Annotated in this window: 13 protein-coding genes; all 13 read right to left on the minus strand. The window is 69.0% G+C overall.

Going from position 1 to position 14,802, the window contains the following annotated elements:
• Window positions 1-206: 206 nt before the first annotated feature.
• Window positions 207-1,844 (minus strand): amidohydrolase, encoded by a 1,638-nt coding sequence (locus E2F48_RS02660; RefSeq protein ID WP_133402433.1) that lies wholly within the window; start codon window positions 1,842-1,844, stop codon window positions 207-209.
• 54 nt (window positions 1,845-1,898) lie between these two features.
• Window positions 1,899-4,712, minus strand: a complete 2,814-nt coding sequence (locus tag E2F48_RS02665) for a DEAD/DEAH box helicase (RefSeq protein WP_133402434.1) — start codon at window positions 4,710-4,712, stop codon at window positions 1,899-1,901.
• A 59-nt stretch (window positions 4,713-4,771) separates the two neighbouring features.
• On the minus strand, window positions 4,772-5,599 hold the full coding sequence (tatC, locus tag E2F48_RS02670) for a twin-arginine translocase subunit TatC (RefSeq protein WP_133402435.1): 828 nt from the start codon (window positions 5,597-5,599) through the stop codon (window positions 4,772-4,774).
• A 5-nt stretch (window positions 5,600-5,604) separates the two neighbouring features.
• A complete protein-coding gene (gene tatA / locus E2F48_RS02675; protein ID WP_133402436.1) occupies window positions 5,605-5,925 on the minus strand; it encodes a Sec-independent protein translocase subunit TatA in 321 nt (106 codons plus the stop codon).
• A gap of 186 nt (window positions 5,926-6,111) precedes the next feature.
• A complete protein-coding gene (locus E2F48_RS02680; RefSeq protein ID WP_133402437.1) occupies window positions 6,112-6,459 on the minus strand; it encodes a hypothetical protein in 348 nt (115 codons plus the stop codon).
• Between the two features lie 9 nt (window positions 6,460-6,468).
• Window positions 6,469-8,451: a helix-turn-helix transcriptional regulator gene (locus tag E2F48_RS02685; protein ID WP_133402438.1), complete on the minus strand. Its 1,983-nt coding sequence runs from the start codon at window positions 8,449-8,451 to the stop codon at window positions 6,469-6,471.
• Window positions 8,452-8,565: 114 nt separating this feature from the next.
• The gene (locus E2F48_RS02690; RefSeq protein WP_133402439.1) at window positions 8,566-8,961 is read right to left on the minus strand and encodes an FKBP-type peptidyl-prolyl cis-trans isomerase; all 396 of its coding nucleotides are present in this window, start codon (window positions 8,959-8,961) and stop codon (window positions 8,566-8,568) included.
• A 38-nt stretch (window positions 8,962-8,999) separates the two neighbouring features.
• A complete protein-coding gene (locus E2F48_RS02695; RefSeq protein ID WP_133402440.1) occupies window positions 9,000-9,938 on the minus strand; it encodes an FKBP-type peptidyl-prolyl cis-trans isomerase in 939 nt (312 codons plus the stop codon).
• Between the two features lie 127 nt (window positions 9,939-10,065).
• Complete coding sequence (gene pafA / locus E2F48_RS02700; RefSeq protein WP_133402441.1) at window positions 10,066-11,427, minus strand: Pup--protein ligase; 1,362 nt, start codon at window positions 11,425-11,427, stop codon at window positions 10,066-10,068.
• Window positions 11,427-12,152: a proteasome subunit alpha gene (gene prcA / locus E2F48_RS02705; RefSeq protein WP_133402442.1), complete on the minus strand. Its 726-nt coding sequence runs from the start codon at window positions 12,150-12,152 to the stop codon at window positions 11,427-11,429. Before prcA ends, pafA begins: the two co-directional genes overlap by 1 nt.
• 3 nt (window positions 12,153-12,155) lie before the next feature.
• The gene (gene prcB, locus E2F48_RS02710; RefSeq protein ID WP_133402705.1) at window positions 12,156-12,977 is read right to left on the minus strand and encodes a proteasome subunit beta; all 822 of its coding nucleotides are present in this window, start codon (window positions 12,975-12,977) and stop codon (window positions 12,156-12,158) included.
• Between the two features lie 8 nt (window positions 12,978-12,985).
• The gene (locus E2F48_RS02715; protein ID WP_133402443.1) at window positions 12,986-13,189 is read right to left on the minus strand and encodes a ubiquitin-like protein Pup; all 204 of its coding nucleotides are present in this window, start codon (window positions 13,187-13,189) and stop codon (window positions 12,986-12,988) included.
• Window positions 13,190-13,222: 33 nt separating this feature from the next.
• Window positions 13,223-14,791, minus strand: a complete 1,569-nt coding sequence (dop, locus tag E2F48_RS02720) for a depupylase/deamidase Dop (RefSeq protein ID WP_133402706.1) — start codon at window positions 14,789-14,791, stop codon at window positions 13,223-13,225.
• Window positions 14,792-14,802: the final 11 nt, after the last annotated feature.

Raw genomic sequence — 14,802 nt, forward strand, 5'->3', positions numbered from 1 at the left:
GAACGGGAGGTGTGTTGCGCCGGTGGTCGGCCAGGTCAGTCCTCGAGGAGTTGCTCCAACCCGTAGGAACTCAGCTTACGTGCTGGGGGCGGGGTGTCAATGTGCCTCTGACCTGCGCAAACATCTTTCGGTGCAGGTCAGCGTCCGGTCCGGAGAATGGGCATTTTCGGTTTGCGGTCATCTCTTGACTGACGGGCTCGGGGCGCCTAGGCGGCGCCTCCGCCGCCCTCGGAGAACAGGGTCCGGCCGTAGTGGACGGTCTCGATGCAGCGCGGCGGATTCTCGGTGTCCAGCGCCGGCAGCAGCGGGGTCCCCGCCCGGGGATCCGTGCTCCAGGACTGCACCCGGTTGTCGGGTGTCTGAACCATGAGTTCGTCGACCCGCCAGACGGCGAAGGAGGCCGGCGAGCCCGGCGCGAGCTGGCCCAGCATCGGGTTCACCTCACCCGCCGCCCGCCAGCCGGCCCGGGTATGGGCAATAAAGGCCGCCCGCGCCGAAACCGCCTCGGCCGGGTTGCTGTGGTCGATGCAGGCCCGCACCGAGGCCCACGGGTCAAGGGGCGTGACGGGGCTGTCCGAGCCCATGGAGACCGGCACCCCGGCCGCCAGCAGGGACCCAAAGCGGTTCATGCCGACCCGGCGTCTCTCGCCGAGGCGCTGCTCATACAGCCCCTCCGGGTGCCCCCAGAGGGCGTCGAACACCGGCTGGGCGCTGACCGTCACCCCGAAGTGGACCAGGGCGGCGATGGCGGCGTCGTCGGCCATCTCGACATGCTCGAGCCGGTGGCGGGAGCGGCGCACCGCCTCGATGCCCAGGCTCCGCTCGGCCTCCCCCAGGCCGGCGAGGACGACGTCGAGCCCGGCGTCGCCGATTACGTGGAAGCCTGCCTGCACCCCCTCGGTGGTCGCGGCGGTGAGGTGCGCCCCGACCGCCGGCGCATCGAGGAAGACGTGCCCGCGGTTGCCCGGGTCGTCGCTGTAGGGATCCCGCAGCGCCGCGGTGCGCGAGCCGATCGAGCCGTCGACATTGAGGTCCCCTGCGAGCCCCGCCAGGCGGCCATCGAAGGAGGCGAGCAGGCTCCGAACCTCCTCCGGGGAGGAGACGGCCTCGGCCCAGTAGGGAATCACCCCAGGCAGGTCCGCGCCGCCGTCCGCGGTGGCGAGGGCGAGCAGGCCCTCAAGGTCCTCCCGGGGGGAGATGTGCGGAGCGGCCATTTCAACGACGGCGACGATGCCGCGGGAGGCGGCATGGGCAAGGGCCGCGCGCTGCAGGGCGGCCCGGTCGGCGGGGGCGAGGGCACGGGTGGCCAGCCGGGCCGCCGTGTGGGCGGCGCGCACCAGGAAGCCGTCGTTCCAGCCGTCGAGGGCCGCGAGGCCCAGGGAGGCCGCCAGGGTCCCGGACACAACGGCAGAATGCACATCCGCCCGGGTGAGGTAGACAGAGCGCCCGCCGGAGGCGGAATCCAGCTCGCCGGCCGTCGGCACGCGCCGCTCGGGCCAGCGTGACTCGTCCCAGCCATGGCCGAACACCGGGCCCTCGTGGGCCGCGGCCGCGGCGTGGACGCGCTCGAGCAGGTCCGCAAGGCTGGTGCAGGCGGACAGGTCGATCGAGCTAAGTCCCAGACCGGTCTCGGTGGTATGGAAGTGGGAGTCGACGAAGCCAGGGGCGATGAGTGCACCGTCGAGGTCGACGGTGCGGACGCCGGGCCCTCCGAGGTTCTCCGCGGCATGCTCACCGCCGATCCAGGCGACTGTCCCCCCGTCGACGAGCATGGCGGTGGCAAAGGGATCGGCTGGGCTGTAGACGGAGCCGTTGCGGTACAGGACGGGGCGCTGGGAATCCATGGAGTGGTAACGGGGCTTTCGCTAGGAGGCGGGAGATCGTGGGGGTGGTGCGGGCTATTCGGTGATGTTGGAGTAGGCGACGACGCCGCGGCGGATCAGGGCGATGGCCTTGACGCAGCGCCCGTGAAGGCCTTCGGGCAGGTCCCGGACCTTGGCCAGCTGATCGAGCAGGTCGATGACCTGCTTGGCCCAGCGGACGAAGTCGCCCGCGGCGAGCTCCGTGCCGCTCAGGGCGGCCTGCAGCGGGCGGCCCTGAGCCCACTTGTACATGGGCCAGACGAGTCCGAGTTCGGGCTCCCCTGTCACGGGCAGGCGGTGCTGCTCCTCGCTGTCGGTCAGGCGGGACCATTCACGGATGATGATGTCCACCGAGTTTTCGAGCCCGAAGCTCGGCAGAATCGGGCGCAGTCCCCGCTCCTCGCGCTTGGCCTGGTACACCAGCACCGAGGCGACCGCGGCGAGCTCGGCGGCGTCGAGTTCGTCGAAGGCCCCGTTTTCGACCGAAAGGGCGATGAGGAGGTCCTTCTCCCCGTAGATGCGGCGCAGTTTCTGCCCTTCGGGGGTGATCTTCAGGCCGGTTTCGGCGTCCGGTGCCACGTAGCCGTAACCGGCCAGCACCTCGGAGACCCGGTCGAAGGTCTTCGCGATGGTGTTGGTCCTGCCGCGGATCTGCCCGGCGAGGCGGTCGGTCTCCTTGCGCAGCTTCAGCCAGCGCTCGGACCAGCGGGCGTGCTGTTCCCGCTCGCTGCAGCCGTGGCAGGGGTGGGCGCGCAGGCGCCGGCGCAGGTCGGTGATGGCCCGCTCCTCGGCGGCGGCGGTCGAGGAGTGGAGCCCGTTCCCGCGGCCGGCGCCACGTCGAGGCGGCCGCTTCTCCTGCAGGGCGTTGCGCAGGGAGGAGGTGAGGTCGCGGCGGTCCTTCGGGCTGCGGGCGCTGAAGCTCTTGGGGATCCGGATCCGGGAGAGGATTTCGATGGGCCCGTCAAGGTCCTGGACGCCGACCCGCCGGATCTGCGTGTCGATGGTCAGCACGGTGGGACGCGGCTCGCGGGAAGGGTCGCTGTCGAGCACCACGGCGTACCCCTGGCTGCGGCCGCCGGGCACATCGATCACGTCGCCCGGGCGCAGCGCTTCAAGTGACGCCTCGGCCGCCGACCGCGCGGAGCGGGACCGGTCACGGGAGGCGCGCTGTTCGAGGTCGGTCAGCTCCCGCCGCAGGCTGGCGTATTCGCGGAAGTCCCCGAGGTGGCAGGTCATCGACTTCTCATAGCCGCGCAGGGACTCCTCCCGGCTGCGCAGTTGTTTGGCCAGGCCGACGACGGAGCGGTCGGCCTGGAACTGGGCGAAGGAGGTCTCGAGGATCTCCCGCGCGCGTTCCTGGCCGAACTGGGCGATGAGGTTGATGCTCATGTTGTAGGTCGGGCGGAAGCTCGAGTTCAGCGGATAGGTGCGGCGGGAGGCGAGCCCGGCGACGGCCCCGGGGTCGGTGCCCGGCTGCCACAGCACTACGGCGTGGCCCTCGACGTCGATGCCGCGGCGCCCGGCCCGGCCGGTGAGCTGGGTGTACTCCCCCGCAGTGACGTTGACGTGGGCCTCGCCGTTGAACTTGTCGAGCTTCTCCAGCACCACCGAGCGCGCGGGCATGTTCACGCCCAGGGCGAGGGTTTCGGTGGCGAAGACGGCCTTGACCAGGCCCGCGGCGAACAGTTTCTCGACGACCTCCTTGAAGGTCGGCAGCATGCCGGCGTGGTGGGCGGAGAAGCCGCGGATCAGGCCTTCGCGCCAGGTCCAGAAGCCGAGGATCTCCAGGTCGTCCCGCGGAATCTCCTGCGTGGCTTCGTCGATGGTTTCGCTGATGGTCCGGCGTTCGTCCTCGGTGGTGAGCCACAGGCCGGCGTGCAGGCACTGGGTGACGGCGGCCTCGCAGCCGTTGCGGGAGAAGATGAACGTGATGGCCGGCAGGAGGGCGGCGCGGTCGAGCGCGGTGATGACCTGCGGCCGGCTTGCCCGGCGCACGAGGGTTTCCTGCGGCCGGCGCGCGGGCGCCCGTCCCCGGCGTCCGGAGCCCCAGCCTGCGCGCTGGTTCAGCCGGACCTCGTTGCTGGCCAGTTCGAGCAGTTCGGGGTTGACCTCGTAGAAGTCCCGGGCCCCGCCGTCCGGGCCGGACGGCGCCGCCTCGTCGAAGGCCACGTCACCGGCGAAGAGGTCAAGCAGGTTCGACCCGACCATCACGTGCTGCCACAACGGCACCGGCCGGTGCTCGGAGACCACGACGTCCGTGTCCCCCCGGACCGTGTCGAGCCAGGCTCCGAATTCCTCGGCATTGGAGACAGTGGCGCTGAGGGAGACGAGTTTCACCTCGGTCGGCAGGTGGATGATCACTTCCTCCCAGACGGCGCCACGGAACCGGTCGGCGAGGTAGTGGACCTCGTCCATGACGACGTAGCCGAGGTCGTCGAGCGTTTCGGAGTTGGCGTAGAGCATGTTCCGCAGCACTTCTGTGGTCATGACGACGACGTCCGCGTCGGGGTTGATCGTCGTGTCCCCGGTGAGCAGGCCCACCCGCTCCGGGCCGTGCACCGCGGCCAGTTCGGAGTACTTCTGGTTGCTGAGGGCCTTGATCGGTGTGGTGTAGAAGGCCTTGAGGCCTTGCTGCAGCGCGAGGTAGACGGCGAACTCCCCCACGACGGTCTTCCCGGCACCGGTGGGCGCGGCGACGAGGACCCCTTTGCCGGCCTCAAGGGAGGTGCAGGCGTCGTGCTGGAAGGGATCGAGTTCGAACGAGAGCGTGTTCTTGAACGCGAAAAGCTGGGTCTTTGCCATCGCATTGCGGGTCTTGGCCGCCTGATAACGCTCTGCCGGGGTGCTCATCCTTCAACCCTAAACGCTGGGCCGGGGGGCGGCACGCATCGCCGGCGTCCGGGCGTCTGTTAGAGCCCTTCGATGGTGGAGGCCGAGTCGGCGGTGGCGTCCAATTCGGCCTCGCGGGCGGCGTTGCGCCGGGCGCGGCGCTTGTCGTTGAGCAGGCACAGGCCGATGGCGGCGAAGAAGAGCACGAGCATCGGCACGGCGAGGTAGAACATGCTCACCGCGTCGGCGCCGGGTGCGGCCATCGCGGCGAAGAGGCAGACCAGGAACACGGTGATTCGCCAGGCCTTGAGGATCTGGCGTCCGGAGATCAGCCCCACGAGGTTCAGCCCGAACAGCACCACCGGGAGCAGGAACGCGATGCCGAAGGCGAGCATCAAGCGCAGGATGAAGGTGATGAACACCGACACCGTGATGATGTTGGTGAACCCGCCCGGGGTGAAGTCCGTGAGGACCCGCACCGCGTTGGGCAGCACCAGCCAGGCCAGGTAGATGCCGGCCAGGAACAGGGGCACGGCCACCGCGATGAAGGACAGGGAGATGCGCCGTTCCTTGGCGTGCAGCCCGGGGGTGATGAACGCCCACAGCTGGTACAGCCAGACCGGGCTGGAGATGATCAGCCCCAGGAAGACCGAGACTTGGATGAGCAGGTCGAACGGGGAGGCCACTGCGTCGAAGTTCAGGGCCGCGCTGCGGCCCTCGCGCTCGTTGAGCTCCTGGATGGGCGCCGCAAGAGCTTCAAGGACGGGGTTGTAGATGAAGAAGCCGACCACCGTGCCGGCGACCACCGCCACGGAGGACTTGACCAACCGGATGCGGGCTTCGCGCAGGTGTTCCTTGAGGGCCATCCGCCCTTCGGGGTTGGCCTTGCGCCCTCGGGTCCGTGCCATGGTGCCTAAGGGGTGGAGCCCGGCGTTCCGCCCGGTGCCGGATGGGAGCCACCGGCCGTTCCGGGGGGATTGTGCGGGCCGGCCGCCGGCTCGCTCGTCGTGCCGTGGGTCGGTGCGTCGGGGCCGGAGGCGACGATATTTCCCTCGACGGGCGCGGCCGCGGTGCCGCTACCGGTGTTGTTCTCATCCTTCATCTGCTTGACTTCGGACTTGAAGATGCGCAGCGACTGGCCGGCGCTGCGCGCCAGTCCGGGGAGCTTGGGCGCACCGAAAAGTAGGATCGCGATCACGATAATAATGACGATCTGCCAGCCATCGAGCCTCATGCCAGGTTCCTCTCCTAGGTCCTCTTCAGTTTAGGTCATAGATCGGGGGCGCCGTGCAGCAGCCGGGGCTGCCGGGCGCCGGTCAGGCTCCCAGACCGCGGGATGCATGGACCGGGGCGGAACCCCTTCGTCCGGCGTCATCCGCAAGTTCATTCAATCTTCAAGCCCTTGCCATCTGGAGGCGGCTCAGAGGTGCGGAAGGTCGCGCAGCAGCTGGGGCCGCCGGTTCTCGGCACGGCGCCGGATCCGCCGCTCGCGTCGCCGCCCCTGGCGCAGCAGCCGGGCTTCGTGGTTGGCCTGGCGTACCTGGGCGGGCTGGGCAAAAACCGCGGGGACGGGGGACCCGGAGGCCTCCACCACGGCGGCACCGGAAGCATGGGCGGGGGGCGCGGCATCGAGAAGCGATGATGCCTCCCCGAACTCGTCAAGCGTCGCCATCGCCTTCCGGAACATCCGGAAGCCCACGGCAAGCAGGAACAGGGCGCTGACCGCCACCAGGGCGATCCACAGAACCAACCACATCCACCATGACATTGCTTCAGTCTAAGCCGCGGTCGACGCCAGGGCCGCCTCGAGCCAGCGCAGGACCTCCGCGCGCAGGTCCCGCGGCCCTGCCACCGCCGCCGCCCCGCCAAGCCCGGCGATGAGGCCGGGGAGCCAGGCCACCGAACCGACCCGCAGCTCCGCGGCGAGGGAGCCGTCGCCCAGTGCCTCGGTCCGCACGGCGCTGTACTGGGCCGCGATCCACCGGGCGGATTCCTTCAGCACCAGCACAACGCTCCGGTCATCCGGCGAGGGGATGTAGAGCCCCGTGGAGGGCGCAGCCTCGTGGGACGGTCCGGTCTCGCCGCCCCGGGTGACGGGCCGGTCCGTGAGGCGGACGTCCTGGATGCGGTCGAGCCGGAAGTTCCTGAATCCTGCGGAACTGGTGCACCAGGCCTCCACATACCAGCGGTCGTCCTGGGAGAAGGCACGGACCGGTTCGATGACCCGCTCTGTGATCTGGTCGCGGGCCGGCACGAGGTAGGACATCTCCACCTGGACGCCGCGCCGGAGGGCCTCCTGGAACAGCTCAAGGTGGGGCTGCACCTCATCCTCGCTGAGCCGGGTGGCGACGACAGTCCCCATCCGGGCTGCGTCCCCGGCCGCCGCGGTGAGCTTGGCCTGGGCCGTGGCCAGCGCCGGATGGGCGGCGATGCCGGGCAGGTCCCGCAGCGCCTGGAGGCCGACAATGAGGGTGCACGCCTCGTCCATCGCCAGGCGCACCGGCTGGGAGAGGTTGCGGGCGTTGCTCAGGTAGATCCTGCCGCCCTCGACGTCCACATCCATCAATCCGTCGGGGTAGTGGCGCGGACCGCTGACGAACAGCAGGTCGAGGTCCCGGGTCAGCTGCGCCTCGGTGACCTCGAACCGCTGCGCCGTCTCCTTCAGGTCGGCCCCGGGGTGCGCCAGCAGGTATGGCACCAGGTCGAGCAGGCGCAGCAGATGGTCCTGCGCCGAGGATTTCCGGCGCGGCAGCGTTCCCTGCGCTCCGGTGAGTTCGACTTCCGGGGCGGTGCGGGCGGCGTCGAGGGCACCGGTGAGCAGCTCCCGCACCCGGGCACCGAGCTCGGCGGGTTCGACGACGGAGGCGTTCGCACCGAAGCCGGCGACCTCCGCGGCAAGGGCCGGCAGTCCGGTATAGGGGACGCGGAGGCGGTCCCATTCCTCGCCGTGCTCGACGAGGGCTGAACCCCGGCGCACCCGCAGGATGTTGCAGGTGCCCGGGCGTACGAGCAGTTCGGCGGTCCCCTCGGTGTCCCGCCGGGTCAGGGAGGCCAGCGCGGCGTTGATGTCGAAGGATTCGGGCGGCTCGAAGCCGCCTTCGCGCAGGGCCGGCGGGGAGGTCATCCGGGACAGGCGGAAGAACCGTTCGGCCTGCCGGTCCGCGTCGAACCCGACAAGGTACCAGTGCCCGAACCGCGAGCCCATCCCCCACGGCCGCACCGTGCGTTTTTCCTCGCGTCCGGTGCTGGCGGCCCGATAGGTGAAGGTGATGGTCCGGCGGGCGGCCATGGCGCGCCAGACCTCGTCCCAGTACGGTTCGCTGGTGCGGATCCGCGGCTGGACCGGCAGCGGAGCGGGCGGCTCGGAGCCCGGGGTCCGCAGGCTGAGCTTCCGCATGGCCCGTGAGGGGGCGGAGTCGAGCGAGGCGGGGTCCCACATCCCTGCCGCGAGGCTGAGGAAGGTGTATTCCTCGGCGGTGAAGGTCACCCCGGTGAGCTGGTATTCCTCGGCGTTGATGCGGTAGCGCTGCACCGTGTTGTCGGTCTCGAAGAGGGGATCCTCGCTGAAGGACTCAAGCGGAATGCCCTGTTCCCGCAGCATCGCCTTGTCCCGGTCGAAGAGCTTCTCCCGGGCAGCCGGCGTGGGCGCCTCACGGTACAGTTCGATTTCCTCGAACAGTTCCTCCTTGCTGAATCCGCGTTTGCTGGACAGCAGCAGGATCACCAGGGTCAGGAGTCGTTCGGTTCGTTTTGCGGACACGGGAGTTACCTTACCTGCCTGCGAACCGCCGCCGGACCAGCCCTTTGCCTGCCCGGAAACAGCGCTGCCGCCCGGCGCCGGGGCGCGGGGCGGCAGCTGCCGGGGTGGTGAGGCTCAGCGCACGTCGAGCAGGTCGACGACGAAGATCAACGATTCATTCGGGCCGATCGCCGAGCCGGCGCCGCGGGCGCCGTAGGCAAGCTCGGAGGGAATCTCAAGCCGGCGGCGGCCGCCGACCTTCATGCCGAGCAGGCCCTGGTCCCAGCCCTGAATGACCTGGCCGATGCCGACCTTGAAGTCGAGCGGTGCACCGCGGTTCCAGGACGCGTCGAACTCCTCGCCGGTGGAAAACGCGACGCCGACGTAGTGGGTGGAGACGGTGTCCCCGGCCGTGGCCGCCTTGCCGTTGCCTTCGATGAGGTCTTCGATGACGAGTTCGGTGGGTGCGCCGTGGCTCGGAAAATCGATCTCCGGCTTGGACCGGTCGAATTCACGCTGTCCAAATGACATGGTTCTCCTTCGCAGGTGGGGGTGTTCGGGTGGTGCGGTTACTTGGCGGCTGACTTGCCCGTGATCTCCACGAAGAACACGAGCGTGCCGGAGGGGCGGCCCTCGGGTGCCGGGTCGCCGTAGCCCCAGGCGCCGGGGATGACCAGCAGCACCTGCGAGCCGACCTTCTGGCCGGCCAGGCCCTTCGTCCAGCCCTCGATGACGCCGGTCAGCGGGAATTCGGCGGGTTCGCCACGCTCGAAGCTCGAGTCGAACTGCTCGCCGTCCTCCCAGCGCCAGCCGCTGTAGTTGGCGGTGATCGTGTCGGACTCGGCGACGACTTCGCCGTCGCCCTCCTTGAGGACCTTCACCACGAGGTCCTTGGACGGCTCGTTGTCGGGGATGGTGACCTCGGGTGCGCCGTCTTTGGCGAACTTGAACGTGGGCAGCTTGCCCTCGTCGTCAAGCGTGCTGACGTCCTCAGGGGAAAGGATCTTGGGCTCCGGCGCGGGGTCCTTGGCGGAGATGATCTTCAGTACCACGAGCTGCTGCGGAGTGGCCTCCTGGCCTTCGGCAGGTTCTTCGACCGGGCGGGTGTACCCGACCTGGGCTCCGACCTTCGTGCCCACCAGGACCTCGTACAGCTCGGCGTCCTGCTCCTTGAGGGTGTCGTCAACGGGCAGCGGCTGCGGCTGGCCGCCCTCGTAGGTGTCGCCGAGCTTGCTTCCGTCTTCGGCATTGAAGAACGCGGCGTTGAAGGTGATCTGCTGGCCTGCCTTAATGGCCTTGCCGTCGCCCTCGACGAGGGTCTTCACGGCGGGAGCGGTGACCTTCAGGGGCGTGTCGAACTCGACCTTGGGGGCCTTCTTATCGCTGCCGCCGCTGACGGTGACCGACTCGAAGACGTCGGCATCACCGGCCGACTTCCCGGTCGACGCGCCGCCGCATGCGGTGAGCACGAGCAGCAGGGGCAGGAGGAACAAAAGTATCCGTCGCACAGAACTTCTTTCGCAGGAGTTGTCGGTAGTTCAGGCAGCGCCCATCCGGACGGGCATCTTCAAGCCTAACGGTTTCCGGGCGGCGTTTTCTCCCCCGGCCCGCGCCCCACGGTAGGCGCCGGTGTGGTTAGAGGTGCTCGAGGAGGGCCTCGACCCGCTCATCGACCGCTTTGAAGGGGTCCTTGCAGAGGATGGTCTGCTGGGCCCGGTCGTTGAGTTTCAGGTGGACCCAGTCCACCGTGTAGTCGCGGTTGGCTTCCTTGGCCCGCCGCACGAATTCGCCGCGCAGCCGGGCCCGGGTGGTCTGCGGCGGGGTGTCGACGGCTTCCTTGACGACGACGTCGTCGACCACCCGCAGCGCCTCCCCCCGGGCCTGGAGCAGGAAGAACAGGCCCCGGCTGCGGGAGATGTCGTGGTAGGTCAGATCGAGCTGCGATACCCGGGCGGAGTCTAGTTCGACCCCGTTGCGTTCCATGTACCGGTCGACGAGCTTCTTCTTGATCGCCCAGTCCACCTCCCGGTCGATCGCCGAGGTGTCCCCCGACTCGATGGCGTTCAGGGTCCGCTCCCACAGGCTCAGCACCGCTGGGACGTGCGCGTGGTGCGCGCCGTTGGCGTCGACGAAGGCGCGGGCCCGGGTGAGGTACTCCCGCTGCATGTCCAGGGCGGTGATGGAGCGCCCGTTGGCGAGCTTCAGCTGCTGCCGGCCCGAGAGGTCGTGGGAGATCTCCCGGATGCTGCGGATCGGGTTCTCGAGGCGGAAGTCACGCATCATTGCCCCGGCCTCGACCATGCGCAGGATCAGGTCCACGGAGCCGATCTTCAGGCGGGTCGTCGTCTCGGACATGTTCGAGTCCCCGGCGATGATGTGAAGACGGCGGAAGAACTCGGCGTCGGCGTGCGGTTCATCGCGGGTGTTGATGATCGGCCGCGACCGGGTGGTGGCCGAGGAGATCCCCTCCCAGAGGTGGTCCGCGCGCTGTGAGAACGCGTACAGCGAGCCATTCTGGGTCCGGAGCACCTTGCCGGCACCGACGAGGAGCTGCCGGGTGACGAGGAACGGGATGAGGATGTCGGCGAGCCGGCCGAATTCGAGCTTGCGCGGAATGAGGTAGTTCTCGTGGCTGCCGTAGGAGTTTCCGGCCGAATCGGTGTTGTTCTTGAACAGGTAAATATTGCCGTTGTAGCCCTCCTGGCCGAGCTTGCGCTGGGCTTCGACCACAAGGTCCTCGAGGATCAGCTCGCCGGCGCGGTCCTGGGCGATCAGCTGCGCGAGGTCGTCGCATTCGGCCGTCGCGTACTCCGGGTGGGATCCTACGTCGAGGTAGAGCCGTGAACCGTTGGTGAGGAACACATTGGAGGACCGCCCCCAGCTGACGACCTTCCGGAAGAGATACCTGGCCACCTCCTCGGGCGAGAGGGGCCGGGAGTTGGGCCCCGAGTAGGAGATGCCGAATTCAGTTTCGATTCCGAAGATACGCCGGTCCATCAGACAGGGCTTTCCCGAGAGGTGAGCATGGTTTCGAGTTCAGGGATGCCGACGCGCCGGAACGCCCGGTGGGTGCCCCGGGCCACCTCCGGGTCGCGGTCGAGCACCGCCACTTCAAGCGATTCCGGCCCAAGCTGGGGACCGGCGCCCGTTGTGCCGTCCTGCCGCAGCGAGTGCACTGCGGCGCGGACGGCCTCCGGGAAGTCGAGGTCCTCGGAGAAGCTGCTGCGCAGCACCTCCACCACGGCCTCCGCCGCGCCGCCCATCACCACGAACCCCTTTTCGTCGGCGATCGAGCCGTCGAAGGTGAGGCGGTACAGGTGGTCCGCGGCGGGATGCTCCCCCACCTCGGCGACCACCAGTTCGACCTCGAACGGCTTGCTCTCGGCGGTGAAGACGGCGCCAAGGCTCTGCGCGTACACGCTGGCCAGGCCGCGGGCGGTGACGTCTTCGCGGTCGTAGGAATAACCCCGGACGTCGGCGTAGCGGATGCCCGCCTGCCTCAGGCTCTCGAACTCGTTGTACTTCCCCACGGCGGCGAAGGCGATGCGGTCGTAGATCTCACCGAGCTTGTGCAGCGACGGCGACGGGTTCTCGGCGACGAGGGCGATGCCGTCGCGGCAGCTGAGCACGATGACCGAACGGCCGCGGCCGATCCCCTTCCGCGCGAAGTCGGCGCGGTCCCGCATGAGCTGCTCGGGTGATACGTAGAACTGCTGGGTCATGGTCTAGGCCTCCCGTCCTGCAATGGAGCGGCTCGCGATGACATTCCGCGCCGTCGTCTCAAGATCCCGGTCCGGAATCCGCCGCGTGCCCGCACTGTTCACGGTATACACGACCGGCCACAGCTCGCGGACCACGTCGGGCCCGCCGGTGGCCGAGTCGTCGTCGGCGGCGTCGTAGAGGGCCTCGACCGCCACCTGCACCGCGGAGGCTTCGTCGAGGTTGGGCTTCCACAGCTTTTTCAAGGATCCGCGGGCAAACGCCGAGCCCGAGCCGACGCTGTGGTGCTCCTGTTCCTCGTACCGCCCGCCGGTGACGTCGAAGGAGAAGAGCCGTCCCTCACGGCGGCTGGTATCGTAGCCGGCGAAGAGGGGCACTACGGCGAGCCCCTGCAGCGCCATGGGAAGGTTCTGCCGGACCATGGCGGCCAAGCGGTTGGCCTTCCCGTCAAGGCTCATGCGGGTGCCTTCGATCTTCTCGTAGTGCTCGAGTTCGACCTGGAACAGGCGGGTCAGGTCAAGTGCGATCCCGGCGGTGCCGGCGATGCCGAGCACCGAGAACATATCCGCGGGGAAGACCTTCTCAATGTGCCGGCTGGCGATGACGTTGCCCATGGTGGCCCGGCGGTCCCCCGCCATCAGCACGCCGCCGGCGAAGGTCAGCGACACGATGGTCGTTGCGTGAGGGGCGAGGGCGGGACCGGCCCCCTGGGCCGGGAAGTCAACGCGGCTGCGCGAAGCGAGCAGGTCGGGGTGATGGCGCCCCAGATGGTCCGAGAACGACGTCGATGCCGCCCGGGCGACCGATGCTGCAGCTTCTTCCGGCATCATTGCCTTTACTGCCCGCCCTTCTGGACGAAGCCCCTGACGAACTCCTCGGCGTTGGACTCAAGCACCCCGTCAATCTCGTCGAGCAGGTCGTCGACGCCCTGGGTTTCTCCGGTGTCCGAGGCGGAGGCGGGAGCGGCGGGAGGCTCCGCCGGGGTCTCTTCCTGCTCCTCGGTGCGTGCGCCTGTGGCCTTGTGATCCTGTGTTGCCATGATGAGCCCCCTTCGGTTTCGGTTCTGCTGCTTCTATGGTGCCACGCGCTGTTCCGGCCCGCTCAACAATCGGGTGAGGAAGTCTTCAGCGGTGGCGGATTCCTGAAAAAGCCGCTCGGTGAGCCGCGCGGTGCCGCGCAGCGGCTCCCGTGTCTGGACCCGCTGCAGCCGGTTCTGCGAGGGTATTTCGAAGATGATCGAGTCCCAGCTGGCCCCGACCACCTCCGCGGGGAAGTTGGCGATGCACTTGCCCCGGAAGTAGGCGCGGGTGTCCCGCGGCGGCTCGGCAACCGCCCGCTCCACCTGCGCCGGGGTGACCAGCAGTTCGACCTGTCCGCGCTGGGCCAACCGGTGGTAAATTCCCTTGCTGGGCCGCAGGTCGGCGTACTGCAGGTCGACCAGGGCGAGCCGGTGGTTGTCCCAGCCGACCGAGTCGCGGTCGCGGTAGGCCTGCAGGATCTTCAGCTTCGCGACCCAGTCGACGGAGGCGGCGGCGTCCATCGGGTCGTGCCGGAGCACCCCGATCAGCGACCCCCACCGGTCCAGCACGTCCTGCGTCTGGGCGTCGGCGCCGCCGGCGCAGGCCGCGGCGGCGGCGTCGTAGTACATCTCCTGAAGATCGAGCGCCGTCACCTGCCGGCCGTCGGCGAGCCGCACCGTGCTCTGAAGCGACGGGTCGTGGCTGATGTCCTGGAGGGCGTGGACGGGCTCGGCGAGCTCGGGCACCGGGCACAGGTCGCGTTCGATGAGGGAGAGCACCAGGGAAGTGGTGCCCAGCTTCAGGTAGTTCGACACCTCATTCAGGTTCGCGTCGCCGATGATGACATGGAGCCTCCGGTACTTCTCCGCCACGGCGTGGGGTTCGTCGCGGGTGTTGATGATGGGCCGGCGCACCGTGGTCTCCAGCCCGATCTCGTTCTCGAAAAAGTCGGCCCGCTGGCTGACCTGGAAGCCGGGCCGCTGGTGGGTGGCGCCGATGCCGACCCGGCCCGCCCCGCACAGCACCTGCCGGGAAACGAAGAAGGGGATCAGCGCCGCGGCAAGGTTTCCGAAGGGGACGCTGCGGGGCACGAGGTAGTTCTCGTGCGAGCCGTAGGAGACGCCCTTGTTGTCGGTGTTGTTCTTGTAGAGATGCACGGGTGAGAAGCCCGGGGTGGCGGCTATGCGTTCCATGGCCGCCAGCGCCACCCGGTCCCCCGCCCGGTCCCACAGCACGGCGTCGAGGGGGTTGGTCACCTCCGGGCTCGAGTACTCGGGGTGTGCATGGTCCACGTACAGCCGGGCGCCGTTGTTGAGCACCAGGTTCATCAGCACCGCGGTGTCCTGCGGGTCGCCGCCCTCCGCCAGCGCCACCTGCTCCGCCGTAAGCACGGGCGGCTCATCCGTCAGCTGGGACGGGTGGGCCGACCCCCGGTCAACGAGCCAGCCCCGGGCGTCGGTCAGGGGTGCTTCGTCGGTGTAGTCCCACCTCGTGCCGGCCAGGTTCCCGAGGCCCTCGCGCAGCGTCGCCGCGTAGGCGTTGACCACCTGGGAGGAGAGCATCGTGGGGTTCGCCGCGGGCAGCCCAGGGGCGATAATGCCGTATTCGGTTTCCGTACCCATGACCCGGTGCA

This window comes from Arthrobacter crusticola (assembly GCF_004357995.1).
Taxonomy (GTDB): Bacteria; Actinomycetota; Actinomycetes; order Actinomycetales; family Micrococcaceae; genus Arthrobacter_D; species Arthrobacter_D crusticola.

Bases quoted from the DNA above. Each gene is read 5' to 3' on its own strand.
- prcB (WP_133402705.1), bottom strand. From the start codon at position 12,977: ATGCCGGAAGAAGCTGCAGCATCGGTCGCCCGGGCGGCATCGACGTCG.
- E2F48_RS02690 (WP_133402439.1), bottom strand. From the start codon at position 8,961: ATGTCATTTGGACAGCGTGAATTCGACCGGTCCAAGCCGGAGATCGAT.
- E2F48_RS02680 (WP_133402437.1), bottom strand. From the start codon at position 6,459: ATGTCATGGTGGATGTGGTTGGTTCTGTGGATCGCCCTGGTGGCGGTC.
- E2F48_RS02660 (WP_133402433.1), bottom strand. From the start codon at position 1,844: ATGGATTCCCAGCGCCCCGTCCTGTACCGCAACGGCTCCGTCTACAGC.
- tatA (WP_133402436.1), bottom strand. From the start codon at position 5,925: ATGAGGCTCGATGGCTGGCAGATCGTCATTATTATCGTGATCGCGATC.
- E2F48_RS02665 (WP_133402434.1), bottom strand. From the start codon at position 4,712: ATGAGCACCCCGGCAGAGCGTTATCAGGCGGCCAAGACCCGCAATGCG.
- dop (WP_133402706.1), bottom strand. From the start codon at position 14,791: ATGGGTACGGAAACCGAATACGGCATTATCGCCCCTGGGCTGCCCGCG.
- E2F48_RS02715 (WP_133402443.1), bottom strand. From the start codon at position 13,189: ATGGCAACACAGGATCACAAGGCCACAGGCGCACGCACCGAGGAGCAG.
- pafA (WP_133402441.1), bottom strand. From the start codon at position 11,427: ATGGACCGGCGTATCTTCGGAATCGAAACTGAATTCGGCATCTCCTAC.
- tatC (WP_133402435.1), bottom strand. From the start codon at position 5,599: ATGGCACGGACCCGAGGGCGCAAGGCCAACCCCGAAGGGCGGATGGCC.
- prcA (WP_133402442.1), bottom strand. From the start codon at position 12,152: ATGACCCAGCAGTTCTACGTATCACCCGAGCAGCTCATGCGGGACCGC.